Below are 22,674 nucleotides of genomic sequence, written 5' to 3'. Positions count from 1 at the left end.
AACTGTAAATATTAAATCAAGCTAAATAAAAAAGAGAAGAACAATATTCTGTTCTTCCTTTTACATTGAAAATCGTTCAATTGTTTGTTTCAAATCAGTTGCTTGCTTCTCTAAATCCTTTAATAATTGATCGATTACTATCATATTTTTAGATTGTTGTAGCGTCACACGTGCTACTTCTTGCGAACCAGCTGACGTTTCTTCAGCAATTGCTGCTACAGCTTTTGTTTGTGCTCCTGTTTGATGAATGTGGCTCACTTGTTCATTCATATAACTACTAATTTGCTGAGTTGCATCGGCTACTTCCATAACACTTGATGACATTTCTTTTAAAATTAATTCCGTAGCTTCCCCACGTTTCGCCTCTTCTTTAGCTATTTTCACTTGTTCTGTCATTTTCATTGCAACTTGTTGTACTTCATCTTGCATATTCCGTAATAACTGCGATATGTTTCTTGCAGAATGATCACTTTCATCAGCAAGTTTACGTACTTCTTCCGCAACAACCGCAAAGCCTCTTCCATGCTCTCCTGCGCGAGCTGCCTCAATAGAAGCATTTAGTGCTAATAAATTCGTTTGGCTAGCAATTGCACTCACAACAGACACAATATGTTCTACTTGTTTCATTCGTTCTTCTAACTTCTGTACATTTTGCATTGAATCTTCATTTTCTTTTGCCAATGTTTGAATACCTTGAATTAAAGACGTAAAGACACGAGTACTATGCCCTAAAGCTTCAACCATTTCTGAAGACAATGTATCAGACTGCTTCGCTTTTTCTTCTACTTCACTTGCAATAGAAGTCGTTGTATCAACAGCAGAAACAATTGCTTGAATTGATGCCGCTGATTGCTCAGCGCCTGAAGAAATCTCTGCAAGTGTCTCAGATACACCTTGCGCTTGTCTCGTTGCTTCGCCTGTTTGTTTTCTAATCTGCTGTACTTGATTATTTGTATACGAAAATGTTGTATCAATATTTTTTACCATGCCCCTTAAGTTTCCTAACATCATATTAAATGCAACACTTAAAGATTTAATTTCATCATCTGTCTTCGGTAATGGAACATCTTCACGAATATCACCCTCAGCTGCTTTTCTTGCCGCTTCCTCTAACTTGCGAAGCGGTTTAATTAAAAATACGGCTGCTCCATATGCTAAAATTCCAGACCATACTACCCCTAATAACATAACGATAATATTATATACAGTTTGACTTACATAACTTTGAAAATAATCGTATATCACGTAAATAAAAAATATACTTGTTGAATATGTAATGAAAGCTAAAACTGTAGTGAATAGCATAAGTTGTGTACGTAATCCAAAAGAAAATGTTTTTCTTTCTTTTTCCATCTTCCCTTTCCCCCTTTTTATAAGCAATATAAATACTACCTATATATTATTATCCATATTTTCATTATAGAAGGATATAGAGATTTTAAAAATCATTATTTCTTTGAATATCAAATTGCACAAAAAAAATAAAGGATTCTGACAATTTATGACTAATAACAGAAATACAGGGCAACATTTGTAAAATATATTTTTAACTGGGGGTTTTGTATGATTCAAGTTCGAAATCTAGTAAAATCATTCGGTTCACTTGATGTGTTAAAAGGAATTGATTTAGAAGTAAAAGAAAAAGAAGTTGTTGTTTTAATTGGTGCCAGTGGTTCTGGTAAAAGTACATTACTTCGCTGTCTTAACTTTTTAGAAATGTACGATGAAGGCGAAATTCACTTACAAGGTGAGCGAATTGATCCAAAGCATTCAAATTTAAATAAAGTCCGTGAAAATGTCGGTATGGTTTTTCAGCACTTTAACCTCTTTCCTCATATGACCTCACTAGAAAACATCATAGAAGCACCTATTCACGTAAAAAAATTAGAGAAAGCAAATGCACAGGATATTGGAAATCAACTTCTCCAAAAAGTCGGCCTTCAAGATAAAGCGGATGTAACTCCTCATCTTCTTTCAGGTGGTCAAAAACAGCGCATTGCCATTGCACGAGCTCTTGCAATGAGCCCTAAGATTATGCTATTTGATGAGCCTACCTCAGCTTTAGACCCTGAACTTGTTGGAGAAGTATTGCAAGTTATGAAAGAACTTGCTGAAGAAGGGATGACAATGGTTATTGTTACTCATGAAATGAATTTCGCAAAAGATGTAGCTGATCGCGTCATCTTTATGGACGATGGAAAGATTGTAGAAGATGCTCCGCCAGTACAATTCTTTTCAGCTCCATCACATGAACGGGCAAAACAATTTTTACGCAACGTTTTATAATGTAACTTTTGTTTCAAACGAAAAGGAATACATTCATACGGTGCACAACTAATCATCCAAATAAAATATTTCAATAACATACTAAAAAACTATCCGTATGATCAATATATAGGAGGGGTTTTATGAAAAGAAAACTATTAACCATTGTTGCGAGCATTACACTATGTACATCCTTCATACTAGGAGCTTGTAGCAAAGAAAGCTCTACTACTTCATCAAATAGTGAAAAAGAATTTCGCTATGCGATGAGTGGATTATACAAACCTTTTAACTATAAAGAAAATGACGGCAAACTTGTCGGCTTTGATGTAGAAATCGGTGAAGCTCTTGCTAAAAAGATGAACATGAAGGCTACGCCCGTTACAAACCCATGGGAAACGCTGATTCAAGGTCTTCAAGCGAAGAAATATGATGTAATACTGGGTAGTATGGCAATTACAGAGGAGCGCTTAAAAGCTGTTAGTTTCTCAAATCCGTACTATCGCTCTGGCGCCCAAATTTTTGTGGCTAAAAAGAATACCGCTATCTCTTCTCCAGAAGATTTAAAAGGTAAGAAAATTGGTGTTGTAAAAGCTAGTACCTTTAAAAATCTTGTTGCAAAATATACAGATCAAATCACAGAATATGACAGCGATATTACTGCTCTTATGGACTTAGAGCCTGGGCGTGTTGACGCAGTAATTACGGATCAAATGGTTGGTCTACGTATGATAAAAGAAGGAAAATCGAAGATAAAAGAAGCCGGAAAACCATTAAATCTTGATGAAATGGGAATTGCTATTCGCAAAGATGATAAAGAAATGGTTGAGAAAGTAAATAAAGCGTTAGATGAAATCATTAAAGATGGTACGTATGAAAAGATCAGTAAAAAATGGTTCGGGCGTAATATTCTCGGTGAAGAGGAAAAAACGAAGTAAGTTAGCCATTCAAAAGATTTATAAACAATGCCCCACTGATTAAATGTTCATTTTATGTGGGGCATTTCATTCTCTACTAAAATCTATACAATATGAGGTGAAACGCATGTTTGAAATTTTTATCTCTTCCTATCCCACACTCTTAAAGGCTACTATTGTCACATTACAATTAACATTAACTTCCCTAGTACTCGGTTCATTAATTGGATTATTATTCGCTTTCTTTCGAATCTCTAACAATAAAGTTTTAAATAGTATCGCTCATGTCTACATTGCTATTATTCGTGGTACACCTTTAATTGTTCAAATTGCCATTCTCTATTTTGGAATTACATCCGTTGTTGTTTTCACCCCTTTTTGGGCAGGTGCAATCGCTTTAGCAATTCATAACGGAGCATATATTACGGAAATTTTCCGTGGATCTATTCAATCCGTTGACCGGGGACAATTAGAAGCAGCTCGCTCTTTAGGCATGCCTTATCCTTTAGCTATGCGACGAATTATATTACCACAAGCATTTCGTCTGTCTCTTCCTCCTCTAGGAAACCAATTTATTATCGGATTAAAAGATTCTTCACTTGTTGCTTATGTAGGAATGTCCGAATTATGGGGTTCAGGTTTATCAATTGCAGCAGGTAATTTCCAACAATTAGATACTTACATAATCGTTGGTGCATACTATCTCATACTTGTTCTTCTATTTACTTATTTTGTTAATCTTTTAGAAAAACGACTACAACGAAAAGAAACTAACTCCGTCCAAGTCCATAAAAGGAACAAAAAGGAAGTTTCTTTATAAGAAAAAGCAAGCCTGAGATGGCTTGCTTTTTCATTGCAAAAATATATTAATTTTTACTGATTTACTTTTTTAATACTCTTTTCTTCTTCTATATGTTCCTCACGATATGAAATATTATGAGGATCTAGTCCATTTCCTAAAGAACCATAGAAATGCTCTCTATGCGGATCCACTAATTCACTTCCTTGATAATACACACGTGGTGTATTCCATAGCGCTGCCAAAGCTTTTGTCATCGGCATCTCATGATAGCGTTCCGGCCACATTTCTTTAATCTTCTCTTTTACTAACGGATAGTATTTAGAACTCATAGCGGGAAACAGATGATGTTCTGTATGATATGAGAAATTGAAATGTAAAACGTCTACCCAGCGCGGCACTGTTACTGACAAACAGTTTGCTAACGGATCATTTACTGGAACAATTGGATTTAAGCGGTGATTTGTTGCGATATATGCCATTACAATAAAGTTAGCAATTAACAACGGAATGACATATGCAAATAACCATTTTCCAGGTCCCATAATAAACAATAAACTAATCCAAACTGTCCAAGGCAAAAGAAGTTGAAGCCATACAGATTTTTGATTGGATGACTTGAACTCTTTTATAAAATGAAAGAACATTCGAGTCGAATGCAATGTAAATTGAATTGTTAGTGACAGAAAACTAAAGAATGAACGTACATGTAAAGGCATACGATATACCCAACTCAAAAACTTACTCTTCTTAAGTTTCTCAAGTGTCGGCCATGCATCTGGATCATTCTCTTCATGCTGTGTATGAACATGATGCGTTGCATTATGCCACTTTCTCCAAAGCTTTGGCCCTGTTGATAATGGCATAAATGCAATCGCGCCTAAGAAGTCACGAAGCCATGCCTTTCTTACAACAGTTCCATGTAAAATTTCATGCCCTAAAAATCCTAGTGAAGCAAAACATAATCCAAGAACAATCGCAATTCCTAGATTCGCCCACACATTCAATTCAAATACACCAATCGATATTAACCCCGCCAATGCCACAAGCAAATAAGCCAGTCCACCAAATAAACGAGTAGGCACTGGTTTAAATGCTTTTTTCGGCAAATGTGGTGATACACGTGCTGCATACCACCCAAACGTATGAAGCTCCTTCATCCTTTTGCTCCTTTCTTATGCCGCGCCTTGCGCAACTTACATATATCAATTCTTGCTTCCAGATTGATTTTACTAGATGATCCAAAAAGCATCTATTATAAGGAAAATATACTCACTCTATCGTCACTTATTTTTCGCTTTTATTATCAATGAAAAACATTTCTCTTTTTACTCTCTATCAACCTTTCCACATGATGAATCATAACAATAGAATTTCTATATTGTCAACACCTTTTATGACCTAGTAATAAAAGGTGGTTATATTTTTATAATCATACTTTATTTCACTAAAGAAAATGTATAGATTCCATAAGGATTTACCCACTATATATAGACATTTTCTTAAACGCCATAGACTCTATCTCATTCAATAACTCCCTATGTAATCAACAAACAGAATCACTTGAATTTAGTTTTATATAAATCCTACTACATCATAATGCCCCACCTAATTAATTATATTAAAATAATTTATAACCTCTTTTAATAAAAATAGACTACTTCTAAAACAACACACATGAATTTCATATAATATGGAAATATTAAAAGGAAAATTGTTCTAAAATCAGGAGGTTTCCGCAATGACAAGTGATACATTTCCACAACTGCCGCTATCTTATTGGATTGAATCTACTCAGTTTCCTACTTTCCCTCGTTTATCCGAAAATATAAAGACGAAAGTTGCTATTATCGGTGCTGGTATTACAGGTATTACTACTGCCTATTTACTTGCAAAAGAAGGCATCGATGTTGTTTTAATTGATTCTGGTCGTATTTTAAATGGAACGACTGGGCATACAACAGCGAAAGTAACAGCACAACATGATCTTATTTATGATGAATTAATAAATCATTTCGGTGTAGAAAAGGCCCTGCTTTACTATGAATCAAATAATCAGGCTCTACAATTCATAAATAAAACTGTTCAAACATATAAAATCGACTGTAATTTCTCAAATGAAGATTCATATTTATATACAACTACTGATAACGGATTAAGAAATTTATCGAAAGAATATGAAGCTTATCAAAAATTAAATATACCTTGTGACTATGTTCAATCTCTATCGATTCCTATTCCAGTACAATCTGCGCTTGTAATGAAAAATCAAGCACAATTCCATCCCCTTCTTTATTTAAAAACACTTTTAGAAAAGTTTGTGGAGATGGGCGGAAAGGTCTACGAACAAACAACAGCTATGGATGTGGAAAAGGGCGATTATTCACAAATAATTACAAAAGAGGGCCATCATATCACTTGTGAATATGTCGTCTCTTGTTCACATTTTCCTTTTTATGATGCGAATAGCTTTTTCTTTACGCGAATGTACGCAGAACGCTCCTACGCTCTTGCAATAAAAGCAAAAACGGAGTATCCAGGTGGCATGTATTTAAGTATTGATGATCCAAAGCGCTCCTTACGCTATATAACAAACAATGGAGAAAAATTAATTTTGATTGGCGGAGAGAGTCATAAAACAGGTCAGGGAATAAATACGATGCTTCATTATGAAGCACTCTATTCTTTTGCTGAAGCCACTTTTGGAATAGATGAAGTTCCTTATAGATGGTCAGCACAAGATTTAATTACTCTAGATAAGCTTCCTTATATCGGACATATTAACGAAAGAAATCCAAATATATTTGTTGCAACTGGATATCGCAAATGGGGAATGACAACTGGAACTGCTGCCGCTCACCTACTGAAGGACTCCATCCTAAAAGTTCACAGTCCCTATAAAGAACTGTATGCACCATCACGCTTCCATGCAAATCCAGATATAAAAACGTTCCTCTCCCAAAACATTGATGTTGCGAAACATTTAATTGCAGGAAAGATTGAAACCGCATTACGTAAGCCAGAAGATCTCGAAGTTGGTGAAGGATCTGTCGTACATGTTAACGGTAAACGAGCAGGTGCTTATAAGGACAAAGAAGGAAAATTACATATCGTCGATACAACTTGTACACATCTCGGCTGTGAAGTTGAATGGAATAATGGTGATTGTACTTGGGATTGCCCTTGCCATGGTTCTCGTTTTTCAATTGAGGGAGACGTTCTTGAAGGCCCAGCAGACCAACCGTTAAAACGAGTTGATAATGAGTAAACAAATAAAGAAGTTCAACAAAATTACTGTTGAACTTCTTTATTTGTTATAAACCCTTTTCAGATAAAATTCGACACAAGGAGGAAAATATTAACATTAAATAAAATAATATATTCATCTACAAATTAAAAGGGGTGAATATTATGCAACCTTCAGCTCCACCTCATCTAGAATCTACAGAAACTATCTTTCCAAGCTCTATTACAAAACTTGTTGTTTTTATTTGTTGGCTAGCCATTTTAGCTGATGGATATGATTTAGGTATTTACGGTGCCGTTCTACCAAAGCTCCTAGAAGACAAAAGCTGGGCGCTATCACCAGCGCATGCTGGTACAATTGCAAGCTATGCTTTATTTGGGATGTTTATTGGAGCTATTCTAGTTGGAACGATTACAGATCTAATTGGGCGTAAATGGACGCTTATATGCTGTTTAGCACTTTTTTCTATCACAATGGGTTTAGCGGCTATCGCTCCTTCTCCTGAGTTATTTGGATTATCTCGATTTATAGGAGGAATCGGATTAGGCGGTGTTATCCCAACAGCTTCAGCACTTACTGTTGAATATTCACCAAAAAAAAGGCAATCTTTTATTTATGCTCTTATGTTTACTGGCTATCCTTTAGGTATCGTGTTAGGTGCTATTTTGTCCATGCTTATGTTAGAAGATTTCGGATGGAGAATTATGTTTGGTATCGGAATGATTCCACTACTCCTCATCCCTTTCATTATTCGCTATTTACCCGAGTCCATTCAATTTTTATTATCACGTAATCACCAAGAAGAAGTGAACCAAATTCTTAATCGTTTTCAAATTGAATTTCATGTAAAAGATAAAACTCATCAAGACCCATCTACTATACGAAAGAAAAATGGATTTTTTACTTTATTCTCAAAAGAATACATAAAAGCAACGCTACTTTTTTGGATCACTTATATAATGGGAATGTTTTTAATATATGGTTTAAACACTTGGTTACCACAGATGATGCGCCAGGCAGGATATCCTCTTGGGTCTAGTCTGTCATTTCTACTTATGCTAAATATTACCGCAGCTATCGGCGCACTATTCGCTGGAGCAATTGCTGATCGTATAGGAGCAAAAATTGTTATTAGCATCTCTTATCTTATGGCAGCCATATGTATCGGACTATTAACAATCAAACCATCTGTTACAATCATTTATCTTTTAATTGGCCTTGCTGGTATTGGATCAGTCGGTATTACTCAAATATTAAATGCATATGTAACACAATACTTCCCATCACATATCCGAGCTACCTCCTTAGGCTGGGGACTGGGGCTTGGCCGAGTTGGTGCAATTGCTGGCCCAATTCTCGTCGGTATTATTATGACAATGCAATATGACTTAGCATGGAATTTTTACTTATTCTCCTTTGCAGGTCTTATCGCAGCTATATCTGTTTTCTTCATTCCTACAAAATAAAAAGAGCACAAACTTACTTGTGCTCTTTTTCATATGCTTCAAACAACATATCTCGAAACAATGTATTTAAACTCTCAATATCGATTCCTGATCCCTTTTCAATTCCTTTTACATATTGCTGATAGTAATGAATTTGTTCTTCTAAAAATTGATTTAGCACCTTAATTTTCAATCCAACATCTAATTCAGTACCTGCTTTTTTCTTTATTAACAACTTTTCAATTTCATCTAATACGCTACGTTCTAATGATAATTCTGTAATTAATCGATCAAATTCTACAGGAGGTAAAGTCGTTTTCTCTTCTAGCCACTTACAAGCTAAAATGGGACGTAATACATAAAAGTACTTTTTCAGCTTTACATTCTCACCTTGCAAAAATTCACGATAATTTTTCGACGCCATATGTAAATAATGATATATCGTTGCTTTTGGATCAAAATTCTTCTCACTCATCTGTTGAAGTAGTTCTGGAAAATTAGAGTTTTTCGAATAAAAAATTGGTGATCGAATCCACTCAAGTAAAGCAGGATTCGACTTCGCGAATAGTTGCAACGCCTTTTTAATATCCCAACCACTTATATCTAAATCATCACTAATTGGATATTCAATTACATCTCGTTTGTCATGAATTGATAAATACCATTCTACCGGATGTATATAAACAAACCTAACATCATAATCGCTATCTTTCGATGGAAACCCCCAAGCACGACTCCCTGATTCCACCGCAAATAAAATTTTTACATCATTCTCTTTTTCAATTCTTTCTAACTCCAACTCGATTTTCTCTCTCATTTCATAACATCTCCATTTTTTGATTATTTCCTTGGAAATTCGACAATACACTATTAATTTTACTACATACTAAAAAAACTGTCAGAAATTACTGACAGCCTAATGAAACGTCTATTGTTGCTTTTCAATTACAGTAGCAGCAATTCGTTCAAACTCTTTTTGAATCTCCTCTTTATATGCATCTACTATTGAAAAATCCATAGCAGCAATATAAATTCGTTCTAATTTATCACGAACCGATTTTGCTTTCGCTAAGAAAGACATCGCCTCATTCATTTTTGCTTTATATTGAATGGAGACATCACGAATTTCCTTCGCATATTTCTCATCCGTCCCTGGCGTAACAATAAGGGCATACATATCAATAATTTCATCACCCTCGCGACTTGGAAAATATTCATGTGGTGCGGTGCTATCAAAAATTGCAAATCCTAATTCTCTTACGATAACCATATCAAGACTATTCGGGTCAAATCCGCAATGATATACTTCAACTTCAAACCCTTTTTCTTCAGCTGCCTTAGCTAACTTTTTGAGCATCGTTGATTTTCCAGAGCCTGGGCGCCCTTTTATGAAATAACGATGTGGTAACCCTTCTGTTAAATTAGGAACAAAATCAACTGCTCCTTTCGGTGTAGCAGCTCCTAAAAAACGATGTTTTACAAGCGATTGTCTCCCGCTTTTATCTGCAAATAATTTCTGGATTAGCTGATTGGTTAGTTCATTTGCTTTATTAAAATCTATATTATCAATATATATCTTCTCCCACTCATCATGTATAACCAATGCCTCTTTAAAACGTGCGTAAGCAAACTGAAAAGCTTTGCTTGCTTCTGAAACAAATCTTTCAATTTCTAACTTCTGCTTTCTTAGTTTATCTGAGTCCCAAGCAATTCCTAAATTTATATACTCTTCAACAACTCCTGGCATTTTTGGCTCAATAACATGCGGCGATGTCCCATCAACAATTCCTACTTTTAATTTTGGGATAATTACACCATCAACCGATTTATTATCAGAAGAACAATGTAAAAATTCAATATCATATCCTTTTTCAATCCATTCACGACCTATTGCCTTTATTAAAGAAGATTTTCCCGTTCCTGGGCCACCCTTTAAGATAAATAATCTGTCTAATCCTTTTAAATTCTCTTCGTATAAATTGTGAAATCCCCTAGCTGTATTACCACCAGCATAATAATTTAATACATTTCCTGTCACTGCACTCACTCCTTCGCAGCATTCTATTTACATAAGCCACAATATGCGAGCAGCTTTATTTGGGTGAATACCTATTTTGTATTGCACGCAAAAAGGAAATGAATTACAATTTAACTATCGGAAAATTCCGATTTTAAAAACTGAATACTTCTTTATCAAGAGAGGCAGAGGGACCGGCCCTTTGAAGCCCAGCAACCTCAGTTTATACAAACTGAATAGGTGCTAATTCCTGCAAAATGCAATGCATTTTGGAAGATAAAACTCAACTAGCATGTAAAGCTCATCTTTCTTGATACTGAAGGATAAGCTTTTTATTATTTGAAAAACATATATTGGAGGTATGTAAAATGAAAGTAATTGATTTATCACAAACATTTGAAAATAATATGTCTCAATTTCCTGGAACACCTAAAATACAACTAGAAGCTGTTACAAGTGTTGAAGAATCAGGATATCAAGTTACAGATTTTCATTCTGTCGTTCATGTTGGCACGCATTGTGATGCTCCTGCGCATTTTATTTCAGGCGCAACGACCATCGATCAATTACCGCTGGATCAATTTGTAGGTGAAGCTGTTCTTATAGATGTAACACATATTCAAGAGCGAAAATTACCTAAGACAGTATTGCATAATACTGACATAAAAGAAGGTGATATTGTTATTTTTCATTCTAATCTATCCACAAAATGGAATACAGAAGCTTATGAGAAGGAAGCATTTTATCTTTCTGAAGAATTAGCTAAAGAACTAGTGCGATTAAAAGTAAAATCTATCGGTTTAGATTTCATTTCTCCTGATGAAGTCACAACAGAAACATCACCGATTCATCACATATTACTAGGGAATGATATTTACTTAATTGAAAACTTAACAAATCTAGATGCTATCGAAGCAAAACGTTTCTTTTTCTCAGCAGCACCTTTAAAAATTAAAAATAGTGACGGTGCTTTCGCAAGAGCATTTGCTGTTATTTTTTAAACATAGCCTATAAAAAAAGCAAAGGCCACTACTGGTCTTTGCTTCTATATTTTCTATTTAAATTAAGAAAGAATTGTTCCACACGAGGACGCACCCAAGCTAAACAATCTATCTCTTTCTTCTTTGTGCAAGCTATCTCTTCTCCATCTACCATTTCAACAAGTTCTAGTTCTAACAGTTGCCTCGTGAATGCTAACATATTCACTTCTTCGGATGGATACTCTTCTTTTAATTTCTCCTCAATTTCCCCCAATAAAAAACCGTCACGCATCATTGCCAATGCATCAATCCAAAGTGGCGGCATTTCATATTTTTCTCCTGTAATTGTATCTTTTACAATATAATTCTTTTGCTCTTTTCGAAATTGAATCGTGTGTAAACATACAGTCGAATTTAATGTTAATTCCATCATACCACCTCTTTCATAATATCTGCATAGAAAAAAGGATGCGTGTGCACCCCTTCTTATCTTTTCATAACACTACTGAACCGCTACATGAGCAATCAATCTCATGTCGATATTTTCCTCCATTATAAACGAAGTATTTTATAAAAAAAACCCTTCTTGAAACATTTTATAAAATGTTTATATTTACACAACAAGAACACTTTTCTGAAAAATCTTTTCTCCCAATACATTAAAAGGTCGGCAAAAAAATTTCTACTTTCGTTCCTACTCCTACACTACTTTGGATCGTGATACTCCCTTGATGTTCCTTAATAATTTTATATGTAATCATTAATCCAAGTCCTGTACCAGTCTCCTTTGTTGTGTAAAACGCCTTGCCAATTTTTTCTAACTTCTCATTCTCTATACCAAATCCTTGGTCTTCAACAGAAATACACAAATGTCCTTGCGTTTTTTGATATGCACGGATATGAATTTCTCCACCCTCTGGCATTGATTCTATTCCATTTTTAATGATATTTAATAACACTTGTTTTAATTGCTTATCATCACCGTTTATAGCCGGTAAATTCCCATCTACTTGTAAATGACATTTAACTCTATATTGCGTTGCATAACTTTCCATTAGATGCACAACATATAGAAGGATGTCTCGTATATTACACCTTTCATAATTTGTTGGCTTTGGTTTTCCTAACAACATCAATTCACTAACAAATCCATTGACTCTTTCAATTTCTTGTAGCATAATGTCGTAGCTCATCGTATCAGTTGGATTTCTTTCTTTTTGCATTTGCGTAAACCCTTTTAACGCTGTTAACGGATTTCGAATTTCATGAGCAATTGTTGTAGACATAGTCCCAATCACAGCTAAATTTTCCGTCTCTTTCATATTGTTCATCATTTCAACCACTGTTCTTACATAAGATTGAAATCGTTTTAATAAAGAATGTGAAATAATGAAATAAAATACACATAAAACAAGTGGAATTATCACTTTTAAATCTTGTAATAGCAATGTGAAAAATACGTACTTTCCAATTACACTAAAGGACACTAAATAAAAGTATTTTCTATTCACGAAAACTGGGGCAAATAAAATTAATAACATTTCTACCATACTGCCATGTTCAAAAGGTCTATCCGTTCGCAAATAAATCATTAAATTATTCACAAGATTGATAAACATGTACCCAAATAAAAATAAATATTTTACAGAATATACATACCCTCTTTTTTGAAGATATATAGAAATAGGAAATAATGCTATTACAAATATAGGCACACCTATCCCAAGACTACCTTCTGGCCAACCTACCGCTGTTCCACTAATATTCATAGCAGGATATACAAAATAATATATAGCGTCATATAAAAAGAATATAATATAAAATAATAATATAAATACCTTTAAGGCTCTTCTTTCTTCATAAATCAAGCTCTTGTATTTATTCATATAAAAACTCCCCTTGATCGATACAAAAAACTTTCATTGTTATCTCCTTAAAGTATAAGTATGAAATTGCTTTCAGGGCAATATTTAACCTTATAATACTGAAAGGAAGGAGATCTCTCCTTCCTTTTGGTAACAACTTACATCCATCTTACCCTGTCATGTAACAATCCATCCGTAAAATTATTATGCCCCATTACAAAATCCTTCATATATAAATTTAAATACTCACCGTACTTACTTTCTGTATTTAATAACAACTCCTCGACGTAATAAGCACCTTGTTCAAATTGATCTAAAAGTAAACTGGACAAGCCCGCATAAATCCCGCACCCTACCTGAAAATACGTTGCATTCGTTTTATATTTACGAAAAACTTGGCTACTATTCATCACATTATACATATATGCCTCACTATTTTCATAAACGAGTAACACACCGACCAAGTCCTCTCCAGCAACCTCTTCTTCCGCTGGATTAAACACTTTACGATTCCAGTTCCATAAATCTTCTACTTGATCTAAGTTCTGTCTAATTATATTTGTTGTATACTCATTAATTCGATAAAGAAAACCAACTTCCATATTGAAGTTTTTCCCTAAAATTAATACTTCCTCATGTGGCATTAAACAACCATAGAATTCTTTTTCTCCTAACTTCACTTTATACTCTGAAGAATATACATCTTCATAAAAGTAAAGAGGACGATGATGACTCATATACATCGGATAACTCCAGATCGCTTCATCTAAAAATCGCTCTACTGCCCATGAAGCATAAAGTGTATGTGGCTTTATAAGTGCTGTATCATTCAAAAATGATGTGTCATGTTCTACAATATAACATGCTCTTGGCCTTTCATTTGGTCGTTCCTTCATAAGCTCAACAACCATCCATTGAACAACACCTGGATTCATACCTGAACCTATAATCGCTTTTGTATTTGTAAATTTCTCTTTCTCCTTCTCAAACCTTGTATATCTTTCCGTAAGCTGAAAACCGATTAAGCTATCGTCCTGATCTACTGCCTCATTTTCCAAGGCTGAATTAATATAACAAATTCCTAGTTCATTACAGCAGCTTAATACTCTAATTGTATCTGCCCCTGAAACATCAATCACAACACTCGTTCTTTTTTCTTTTAAATGTTTTTTAAATTCCACTACATTTTGAAGGTTTATTTCATATAAATATAATTGATCTTTCAAATTCGAAAACAACTCATCGTAATAATTCCTATCTTTTTGTTTTATATCCACCAAATGAAATTTAGCATTCTTTAATACTTCATAAATTGGATCTTTTTCATTTGCTATCGCTTGATTTAAAATTGCTAAAACTGCTTTTGCTGCTCCACCAGCACTACCAAGCAATGTAATTGATAACGAATTCGGAAACTGCTCCACAAACAAAACCCCTTTAATAAATTAGTTGAGCAGCTCCTCCTCAAAAAATAAATTGAATATATAATAAGATAGCTCGTACACAATGTTTATAAGTTAGTGCAAAGTTACCTTTTAAAAAATCACACTATACTATGCTTATATTCAATTCATTTTCCCCTCATCTCCAAATTAAACTAAAACAAATAGGCTCGACCTTTTCTTCTGCATATAAAAGAAAAAGCCAGCCCTTTCAACTAGCTTACGGACAATGGACAGATTTTACATGTTGAATATTTACATACATTTTCGCATCACGTGCTTTTGAGATTTCAATATGACCTTCATCAATTTTCGCCATTTTTCCAATTTTATTGGACTCCTCACCTAAATCGAACACCATAATTTTCCCAGCCATTTTAATAAGCTGTTCTTCAAACGTTCGAGCTAACGTAATATTTAACGGATTCACGGGGAGTTCATTTTTATTGAGGGCATAAGGCACTTGATTTTCTTTATACGGAATTAACCATTTCAAGTGTTTTAAAGATATATATACAGTTTTATAAACTGGACTATAAAAAACAATATAATCGTTCATCACACTTGTAACATAACCATGTATTGGAGCATTTCCGGCTACATAAATTTCCGTAAAAATCCCTTTAGATGTACTTAATACTTTCCTCAAAGAAATTGAAGGAGACTCTCTCTTAATTACAGAATCCACATCTGGTTTTGAGATTTCTTCATCATTTGATCTTAAAAACTTATAATATTGTACATGATATAAAGATATATATACGTAGTCTTGTCCATTGTAAAGAACAACGATATCATTTCCTACATCAATTAATACACCTTTAAATCTTTTTTCACCGATTAATTTAACATATATATTTTCTCCAATACTTTTGTTTAACTCATTCATCTATATCCTCCTTCCTACGAATTTCTTCTTATCTGTCTTCCATTTCTAAAAAAATAATCAGGGCAAAGTTCTGTTTTAATAGTAAGTAATTCCTTTTCATACTATCGAAATAAGAAATTGTTCTTCTCTTTCCCTCATAATGCCCCTCTTATTTATTAAACATTATTCATCTTCATTCTTTTTACATTTAACTACTTGACTCACACTCTTAATATGAGACTTAATTACATAAATAACTTCATCACCGTTTACTAGTGTAATACAGCCATGGTGTACCTCACTTAATAAACCTTCCACACACTCTGGACCGCCACGATTAATTTTTACCCACTTATACTTCAAGTCTTTTAATATATCTAAAAAAGTATCCTCATCAGAGCAGAAACATGAACTATAGCAATCGCCACATTTACTTTCTTTCACTTTCTTCACTAGACTCTTCACATGTTTCAACTGATAATATACTAATTCACCATGAGGTAACTGTAACGTTAGATAATCTTTTCCTAACGATACGAGCTCACCAACTCGACTTTCTGGTCCACGAAGGTTTACTTTTACAGTCTCACCAACTAAACATTTAATTTGGTCACAGCATAATACATTCTCCAATTTCGTATCCCCCTTTCTTATTATCTTCCTCTACTTGATTGTCTTTGTGCACGAGCACGACCTGAATTATCGCTACTTTCCTTACTATTGTCGCTCTCATCGCTCTCTCCGCATGCTAAAGCATTATAGTTAACACTTTTAATATGCTTTATTGCAATTAATATAATTTCTTCTTTTACGATTAATGTTACGAAGTCACAAGAAACATCTTGCAAAATGCCTTCCACTTTCTCTGGACCGCCGCGATTAATTTTCACCCAGCAATATTTGAAACTTTCAAGTAGTGCTTCAAAATCTTCTGCACAGGCGCAATCTTCCCACTCACAATCACTTGATCCACATTCTTTCGCATTTTTTGTAATACTTTTTAGATGTTTAAGTTGATAGTAATAAAGCTCACCTTTTTCATTCTTCAATACGAAGTAGTCCTGACATACTGATATTATTGTTCCTTTTTGAGATTCTGGACCACCCCTGTTTACTCTCACAAAAGATCCAATTAAGTCTTTCAAAAAATCACAATGAAATAAACTCACGAGAAAACCCCTTCCATTAATTTATAAGCTTTTGCACTGATAGTATATGTATCTGTACAGGTTACGTTCTCTATGTTTGTCCTAGCTAGAAAAAAATATGCTTTTAACATGGTAGACTACTACCTATCAAAATTTGAAGAAAGGCTAAGAACTTCTTATGTTTTTGATATCTTCAAACAAAAAACCCCTTATGAAGATACATTTCTGCATATCTTCATAAGGGATTTCCCATAGTTTAATCTTCGTCTTTAACATCCATATCTTCTGGAATTGGTTCGTTCAATATTTCTTCCACTAATTGCTTATATTTCTCCATTTGTTCTAAATGCGTATTGAATTGTTCTTTATTTACTAAATATTGCTCTCCATCGAATAGCGCACGAATTTTCTTTTGCTGAATTAACTCTTCAATATACGATTTTGGTAAATTCAAATACTCCGCAGTCTCTTCTATTGTTATATACAATGCGTTCATTCCTTTATTATTTTTTCATCTATACTGTATCTTACTTTACTTTATTTTTGTAAACAAATAAAAAAGATTTTGTAAATGCAGTTCAAAAAGCAGGTAGATGCATTCCATATATTGTATAGTATTATATAGTAAGAATTTTTTAAATATAGAATGGTATTACCCATTTACACAAAGGAGAGTTAACATATGGCTACTCGTCACATCATTACAATGTTAGAAAAAACACTACAAGTTGAAACAGAAAACACAATTTCTCATTTGAATGTATCTTTATCTGATCGTTTTCTTTCTCAAAGCACAGCAATACATGAAAACAATTGTTATCATACAATTGGTGAATGGTACAAAAATCATTTCTTATTCCAACAAGATGATTTCCTTTGGGCTAAATATGCCTTCTATGACGCATATTGTGAAGCCATCCAAAAACAAGGTCATCTTACAAAACGCGTCCGTCAAATATTAGAATCATTGGCTCGAAAACACGGAAAACAGTATATTGCTTCTATACTAAATATGCCATTTCCTAATAAACGCGCTAAAGGGACAGCGTAATTTAGCCATGTTCTGTGTAAGCAAAACATAGCTAAATTGTTTTCTAGGATGCTTTACCAATAAAATGTTCATATCATATGAACTGATGAAACCGGTGTCATTATAATGATAGAAAATATAGTAAACAGGAAAACCCCCACGTACATCTCTCATTCACTTGAATAGAGAAATACGTGGGGGTATACTTGTTCCTTATTATTTCATCATCTGCTTAATCAGTTCGCGATTTCTCTTCTTAAATACTTCATTATGAGAAGAAACCATTCCGTACTCACTTGCATCTGGTTGGATAAATTGTTTTGCTTTATTCACAGCATTTCCAGCATCTTGGAATGCACCTGCAATTAAGTGTAGTTTCCCTTCGTGCTTTAAAATATCTCCAGCAGCATATAATCCATCTACTGAAGACTCACTATTTGCATTACCTGCAATATAATAATTATCTATAATTGCAACGTCTAACTCACTATTTTCTAATAATGTAATGTCGCGTTCATATCCATGATTAATAATAACTTCATCAATAGGTAAATGAGAAACCTCACCTGTTTCATGATTTGTTAATTCTACATATTCGATCGCCTCATGATTATCACCGGCAATTAATTTTGTAATCGATGTATTAAAGAAACACTCCGCTGAGCTGTTCATAAGTTGTTTTACTTGTGCTTCATGACCAGATAATTCTTCTTTTCTATAAGTTACATACACTTTTTTCGCAATTGGTTCCAATTCATTTGCCCAATCAACAGCAGAATTGCCTCCACCGGAAATAATAACTGTTTTACCTTTGAAACGCTTTAAAGATTTAACTGTATAATTTAAATTCGATACTTCAAATCGCTCAGCACCTTCAATAGATAACTTTTGCGGTTTCAATATACCACTTCCTGTTGCCACGATAACTGTTTTTGAAAAGTGGTCTTCGCCAGTACTTGTTTTTAATGTAAAAGTACCATCTTGATTACGAATAATCGATTCTACTTTTGTATCTAATACAACTTCCGGCTTAAATGTTAACCCTTGCTGTACAAGTTGTTCAATTAACTTATCACCTGTAACTGGCAATAGTCCTCCTACATCCCAAATCATTTTTTCCGGATACACATGTATTTTTCCACCTAAATGTGGTTGAAATTCTATTATTTTCGTTCTCATTTCTCTGAGTCCACTATAAAAAGCTGAATAAAGCCCTGCAGGTCCTCCGCCTATCACGGTTACATCAAACAATTCTTCTCGATTCATTCGTGCTCACTCCTCAGCTATTAATCGTTGATTATCATTCTCAATAAAATATAACCTGTTTCCGCAAAATTTACAATCAAAATTACTATTGACAATACACCTATATAAAATTATATTATTTAAAGAATCAATAGTGATAATCATTATCATTTTGTTAATAATTAGCAAATTTGAGATTACATCTTCTTTCATTAATATGGTTATTACTATATTATAAAATCTCATATTCAAGATTTTTAATAAATTATTTTGCATTACCACTACTATTTCAAAAAGATTGCAGTTAAACAAATTATTGTATACACATATCATCTATGTTAAAGGAGAAAGACGATGAAAAAGTTATTTATTTCACTAACAGTCCTTTTCGTTCTTGTTATGAGCGCTTGTAGCAATAGCTCTACAGACAAAAAGAACGATGCAAAAGGTAGCAAATCAGAAACAATTACATACCAATCTGAAGATGGTAAAAAAGTAGAAGTTCCTGCAAATCCAAAACGCGTTGTTGTATTATCATCATTCGCTGGTAACGTAATGTCATTAGGTGTAAATCTTGTTGGGGTAGATTCATGGTCTAAACAAAACCCACGTTTTGATAGCAAACTTAAAGATGTTGCTGAAGTATCTGATGAAAATGTTGAAAAAATCGCTGAACTAAATCCAGATTTAATCATCGGTTTATCAAATGTTAAAAATGTCGATAAGTTAAAGAAAATCGCGCCTACTGTAACATACACTTACGGAAAAGTTGATTACTTAACACAGCATTTAGAAATCGGTAAGTTATTAAATAAAGAAAAAGAAGCAAAAACTTGGGTTGATGACTTCAAGAAACGTGCACAAGAAGCTGGTAAAGAAATTAAAGCAAAAATCGGTGAAGATGCAACAGTTTCTGTTGTAGAAAACTTCAACAAACAGCTTTATGTATACGGCGAGAACTGGGGCCGTGGAACAGAAATCCTGTACCAAGAAATGAAATTAAAAATGCCTGAAAAAGTAAAAGAGAAAGCATTAAAAGAAGGTTACTACGCATTATCTACTGAGGTATTACCTGAATTTGCTGGTGATTACTTAATCGTAAGTAAAAACAAAGATACTGATAACTCATTCCAAGAGACAGAATCATATAAAAACATCCCAGCAGTAAAAAATAATCGCGTATATGAAGCAAACATGATGGAATTCTATTTCAATGATCCACTTACATTAGATTTCCAACTAGACTTCTTCAAGAAGAGCTTTCTTGGTAAATAATACAAACATGAGGAATTCTTAATTTAAGAATTCCTCTTCCTTTATTCTATGAACAGAAAAGATGTGAAACGAATGACAAAAGATCATGACAATCCACGTTCTATAGCTTTTACATACAAACTAATTTTAAGCTTAATTGCATTCTTTCTTATTTTTATGGTTGCAATGGTATTAGGTGCTGCAGATACTTCGATAAAAGATGTATGGTTAGCACTCACTTCCTCCGCTAAAGGAGACAAAATATCTATTATTCGAGAAATACGTTTACCACGTGAAGTTGCTGCTATTTTTGTAGGAGCTGGATTAGCCGTTTCTGGGGCAATTATGCAAGGATTAACACGAAATCCACTTGCGGACCCTGGATTATTAGGGCTATCTGGTGGAGCAAATGCTGCGCTTGCACTGACACTTGCTTTCAACCCTTCCATCAGCTATCTTTACTTAACATTAGCTTGCTTTATCGGTGCTGCAATTGGCGCAATTATGGTATTTGGAATTGGTATGGTGAAAAAAGGCGGCCTTTCTCCTCTTCGAATTGTATTAGCGGGCGCTGCAGTTTCAGCATTTCTACTCGCAATTTCAGAAGGAATCGGCATTTACTTTAAAATTTCACAAGATGTATCACTTTGGACTGCTGGGGGCGTAATTGGAACAACTTGGAGCCAATTAAAAATTATTATTCCAGTCATTTCAATTAGTATCTTTATCGCTATCTTACTAGCAAAAAAATTGACAGTTCTTAGTTTCAGTGAAGAAGTGGCTATTGGACTAGGTCAAAAAATTATTGTTATTAAAACTATTTTATTTATCATTATTATCTTACTTGCAGGTGCATCTGTAGCGCTTGTTGGAAATATGGCATTTATCGGCTTAATGGTACCTCACATGGTACGCCCAATTGTCGGTCCAGATTACCGATTTGTTATACCGATGTCAGCAATTGCTGGAGCTTCCTTTATGCTACTTGCAGATACAATCGGACGTACTATTAACGCTCCATACGAAACACCAGTTGCGGCAATTGTTGCGATTGTAGGGTTACCATTCTTCCTATTCATTGTACGTAAAGGAGGAAAAACATTCTCATGATGCAATCTATTTTAAGAAAACAGCGTCTCATTATACTCGCTTTACTTATAGTAATCATCACAACCATTGTAGTTGGAATGGGACTTGGTTCAGCATCTTTATCTTATGATCGACTACTCCCAACATTAATGGGGCAAGGGACTTTTAAAGAGGAGTTTGTTTTATACTCTTTAAGACTACCTAGAATTGTCATTACATTATTAGCTGGTATGGCTCTCGCTTTATCAGGGGCTATTCTGCAAGGAATTACCCGAAATGATTTAGCTGAACCTGGTATTCTTGGTATTAACTCTGGGGCTGGTGTTGCTGTTGCTATTTTCTTTTTATACTTTCCAATAGACGTAGGTTCATTTCTTTACTTACTACCTGTCGTTGGATTTATTGGGGCATTTCTGACAGCTGTTCTAATTTACGTGTTTTCATATAGTAAATCAACTGGACTTCAACCAATACGATTAACATTAACTGGTATCGGTTTTGCATTTGCACTATCTGGAGCGATGATTGTCCTTATTTCATCCGCTGATCGTATGAAAGTGGACTTTATCTCAAAATGGATTGCCGGAAATATTTGGGGAGATGACTGGATTTTCGTTTTAGCAATGCTCCCATGGTTAATCGTATTCATTCCGTTTGTTTTCTATAAAGCAAATCGATTAAACATTTTAGCATTAAACGAACCAGTCGCAATTGGCGTTGGAATTGAAATTGAAAAAGAACGCAGGTACTTATTAGTTGCAGCCGTTGCACTTGCAGCCGCAGCTGTTTCCGTAACAGGAGGAATTAGCTTTATCGGATTAATGGCTCCTCATATCGCGAAATCTTTAGTAGGTCCAAGACATCAAATCTTCATGCCTATCGCCCTTTTAATCGGCGGATGGCTATTATTATTAGCAGATACAATCGGACGAAATATCGTTGATCCTAATGGCATTCCAGCAGGTATTGTCGTTGCTTTAATTGGGGCTCCTTACTTTATGTATTTGTTGCTTAAAAAAGCTTAAAAAACACCCTCAAGATTTCTTGAGGGTGTTTTTGTTTC

21 protein-coding genes, 2 pseudogenes and 1 riboswitch are annotated in these 22,674 nt (G+C 34.3%); of the genes and pseudogenes, 10 read left to right on the top strand and 13 right to left on the bottom strand.

Features of this window, described 5'->3' with window-relative positions; translation table 11 throughout:
- Positions 1-60: 60 nt before the first annotated feature.
- Positions 61-633: pseudogene (locus tag ACTL4X_RS02135) on the bottom strand (methyl-accepting chemotaxis protein); the annotation flags it as partial.
- A gap of 369 nt (positions 634-1,002) precedes the next feature.
- Positions 1,003-1,188, bottom strand: a pseudogene (locus tag ACTL4X_RS02130) (HAMP domain-containing protein); the annotation flags it as partial.
- Between the two features lie 375 nt (positions 1,189-1,563).
- Between ACTL4X_RS02130 and ACTL4X_RS02125 the strand changes: the two are divergent.
- From ACTL4X_RS02125 to ACTL4X_RS02115, 3 genes are all read left to right on the top strand, one after another.
- Positions 1,564-2,286 (top strand): amino acid ABC transporter ATP-binding protein, encoded by a 723-nt coding sequence (locus ACTL4X_RS02125; RefSeq protein ID WP_000616927.1) that lies wholly within the window; start codon positions 1,564-1,566, stop codon positions 2,284-2,286.
- Between the two features lie 122 nt (positions 2,287-2,408).
- Complete coding sequence (locus ACTL4X_RS02120; RefSeq protein WP_000823765.1) at positions 2,409-3,203, top strand: ABC transporter substrate-binding protein; 795 nt, start codon at positions 2,409-2,411, stop codon at positions 3,201-3,203.
- Between the two features lie 43 nt (positions 3,204-3,246).
- Positions 3,247-4,002, top strand: coding sequence for an amino acid ABC transporter permease (locus ACTL4X_RS02115; RefSeq protein ID WP_002025246.1), 756 nt, complete (start codon positions 3,247-3,249; stop codon positions 4,000-4,002).
- A 53-nt stretch (positions 4,003-4,055) separates the two neighbouring features.
- On the opposite strand, the gene ACTL4X_RS02110 is transcribed toward ACTL4X_RS02115, so the two are convergent.
- On the bottom strand, positions 4,056-5,141 hold the full coding sequence (locus ACTL4X_RS02110) for a fatty acid desaturase family protein (protein WP_000661226.1): 1,086 nt from the start codon (positions 5,139-5,141) through the stop codon (positions 4,056-4,058).
- 581 nt (positions 5,142-5,722) lie between these two features.
- Between ACTL4X_RS02110 and ACTL4X_RS02105 the strand changes: the two genes are divergently transcribed.
- The gene (locus ACTL4X_RS02105) at positions 5,723-7,249 is read left to right on the top strand and encodes an FAD-dependent oxidoreductase (protein ID WP_000199980.1); all 1,527 of its coding nucleotides are present in this window, start codon (positions 5,723-5,725) and stop codon (positions 7,247-7,249) included.
- A gap of 143 nt (positions 7,250-7,392) precedes the next feature.
- Positions 7,393-8,694: an MFS transporter gene (locus ACTL4X_RS02100; protein ID WP_001183078.1), complete on the top strand. Its 1,302-nt coding sequence runs from the start codon at positions 7,393-7,395 to the stop codon at positions 8,692-8,694.
- A gap of 13 nt (positions 8,695-8,707) precedes the next feature.
- Here the strand turns inward: ACTL4X_RS02100 and ACTL4X_RS02095 are convergent, their stop codons facing one another.
- The gene (locus tag ACTL4X_RS02095) at positions 8,708-9,490 is read right to left on the bottom strand and encodes a nucleotidyltransferase domain-containing protein (RefSeq protein WP_001208237.1); all 783 of its coding nucleotides are present in this window, start codon (positions 9,488-9,490) and stop codon (positions 8,708-8,710) included.
- Positions 9,491-9,601: 111 nt separating this feature from the next.
- Positions 9,602-10,711 (bottom strand): PRK06851 family protein, encoded by a 1,110-nt coding sequence (locus tag ACTL4X_RS02090; protein WP_000147458.1) that lies wholly within the window; start codon positions 10,709-10,711, stop codon positions 9,602-9,604.
- Between the two features lie 149 nt (positions 10,712-10,860).
- A riboswitch (SAM riboswitch) is annotated at positions 10,861-10,973 on the top strand.
- An 85-nt stretch (positions 10,974-11,058) separates the two neighbouring features.
- Here ACTL4X_RS02090 and ACTL4X_RS02085 point away from each other — a divergent pair.
- Positions 11,059-11,691 carry a cyclase family protein gene (locus tag ACTL4X_RS02085; RefSeq protein WP_006926178.1) on the top strand — a complete coding sequence of 211 codons (633 nt, stop codon included), beginning with the start codon at positions 11,059-11,061 and terminating at the stop codon, positions 11,689-11,691.
- A 28-nt stretch (positions 11,692-11,719) separates the two neighbouring features.
- On the opposite strand, the gene ACTL4X_RS02080 is transcribed toward ACTL4X_RS02085, so the two are convergent.
- The 7 genes from ACTL4X_RS02080 to ACTL4X_RS02050 form a co-directional block, all read right to left on the bottom strand.
- Entirely contained in the window at positions 11,720-12,100 is a 381-nt protein-coding gene (locus ACTL4X_RS02080) for a hypothetical protein (protein WP_000424116.1), read from the bottom strand.
- Positions 12,101-12,329: 229 nt separating this feature from the next.
- Positions 12,330-13,556: an ATP-binding protein gene (locus ACTL4X_RS02075; RefSeq protein ID WP_001046103.1), complete on the bottom strand. Its 1,227-nt coding sequence runs from the start codon at positions 13,554-13,556 to the stop codon at positions 12,330-12,332.
- Positions 13,557-13,693: 137 nt separating this feature from the next.
- Positions 13,694-14,959 (bottom strand): hypothetical protein, encoded by a 1,266-nt coding sequence (locus ACTL4X_RS02070; RefSeq protein WP_000434715.1) that lies wholly within the window; start codon positions 14,957-14,959, stop codon positions 13,694-13,696.
- Between the two features lie 238 nt (positions 14,960-15,197).
- A complete protein-coding gene (locus ACTL4X_RS02065) occupies positions 15,198-15,866 on the bottom strand; it encodes a hypothetical protein (RefSeq protein ID WP_001004284.1) in 669 nt (222 codons plus the stop codon).
- Between the two features lie 162 nt (positions 15,867-16,028).
- Positions 16,029-16,478 (bottom strand): spore coat protein B, encoded by a 450-nt coding sequence (locus tag ACTL4X_RS02060; protein WP_000432509.1) that lies wholly within the window; start codon positions 16,476-16,478, stop codon positions 16,029-16,031.
- A gap of 20 nt (positions 16,479-16,498) precedes the next feature.
- A complete protein-coding gene (locus ACTL4X_RS02055; protein WP_000051527.1) occupies positions 16,499-17,014 on the bottom strand; it encodes a spore coat protein B in 516 nt (171 codons plus the stop codon).
- Positions 17,015-17,249: 235 nt separating this feature from the next.
- The gene (locus tag ACTL4X_RS02050) at positions 17,250-17,489 is read right to left on the bottom strand and encodes a helix-turn-helix domain-containing protein (protein ID WP_002025240.1); all 240 of its coding nucleotides are present in this window, start codon (positions 17,487-17,489) and stop codon (positions 17,250-17,252) included.
- 186 nt (positions 17,490-17,675) lie between these two features.
- Between ACTL4X_RS02050 and ACTL4X_RS02045 the strand changes: the two genes are divergently transcribed.
- Positions 17,676-18,044: a hypothetical protein gene (locus ACTL4X_RS02045; protein ID WP_000235476.1), complete on the top strand. Its 369-nt coding sequence runs from the start codon at positions 17,676-17,678 to the stop codon at positions 18,042-18,044.
- Between the two features lie 195 nt (positions 18,045-18,239).
- Here ACTL4X_RS02045 and ACTL4X_RS02040 read toward each other — a convergent pair whose 3' ends face one another.
- Complete coding sequence (locus ACTL4X_RS02040; RefSeq protein WP_001078296.1) at positions 18,240-19,289, bottom strand: NAD(P)/FAD-dependent oxidoreductase; 1,050 nt, start codon at positions 19,287-19,289, stop codon at positions 18,240-18,242.
- 333 nt (positions 19,290-19,622) lie between these two features.
- Here ACTL4X_RS02040 and ACTL4X_RS02035 point away from each other — a divergent pair, with 333 nt between their 5' ends.
- The 3 genes from ACTL4X_RS02035 to ACTL4X_RS02025 are packed head-to-tail and all read left to right on the top strand — an operon-like array spanning position 19,623 to position 22,636.
- Positions 19,623-20,543 carry an iron-hydroxamate ABC transporter substrate-binding protein gene (locus ACTL4X_RS02035; protein ID WP_000732597.1) on the top strand — a complete coding sequence of 307 codons (921 nt, stop codon included), beginning with the start codon at positions 19,623-19,625 and terminating at the stop codon, positions 20,541-20,543.
- Between the two features lie 48 nt (positions 20,544-20,591).
- Complete coding sequence (locus ACTL4X_RS02030) at positions 20,592-21,632, top strand: FecCD family ABC transporter permease (protein WP_002025239.1); 1,041 nt, start codon at positions 20,592-20,594, stop codon at positions 21,630-21,632.
- A complete protein-coding gene (locus tag ACTL4X_RS02025) occupies positions 21,629-22,636 on the top strand; it encodes a FecCD family ABC transporter permease (RefSeq protein WP_000983751.1) in 1,008 nt (335 codons plus the stop codon). The genes ACTL4X_RS02030 and ACTL4X_RS02025 overlap by 4 nt, the downstream gene beginning before the upstream one ends.
- Positions 22,637-22,674: the final 38 nt, after the last annotated feature.

Source organism: Bacillus sp. RE35, from assembly GCF_052146655.1.
Taxonomy (GTDB): Bacteria; Bacillota; Bacilli; order Bacillales; family Bacillaceae_G; genus Bacillus_A; species Bacillus_A cereus.
Note: the sequence above shows the minus strand (reverse complement) of the source record. Positions and strands in the feature narration are given on the sequence as shown.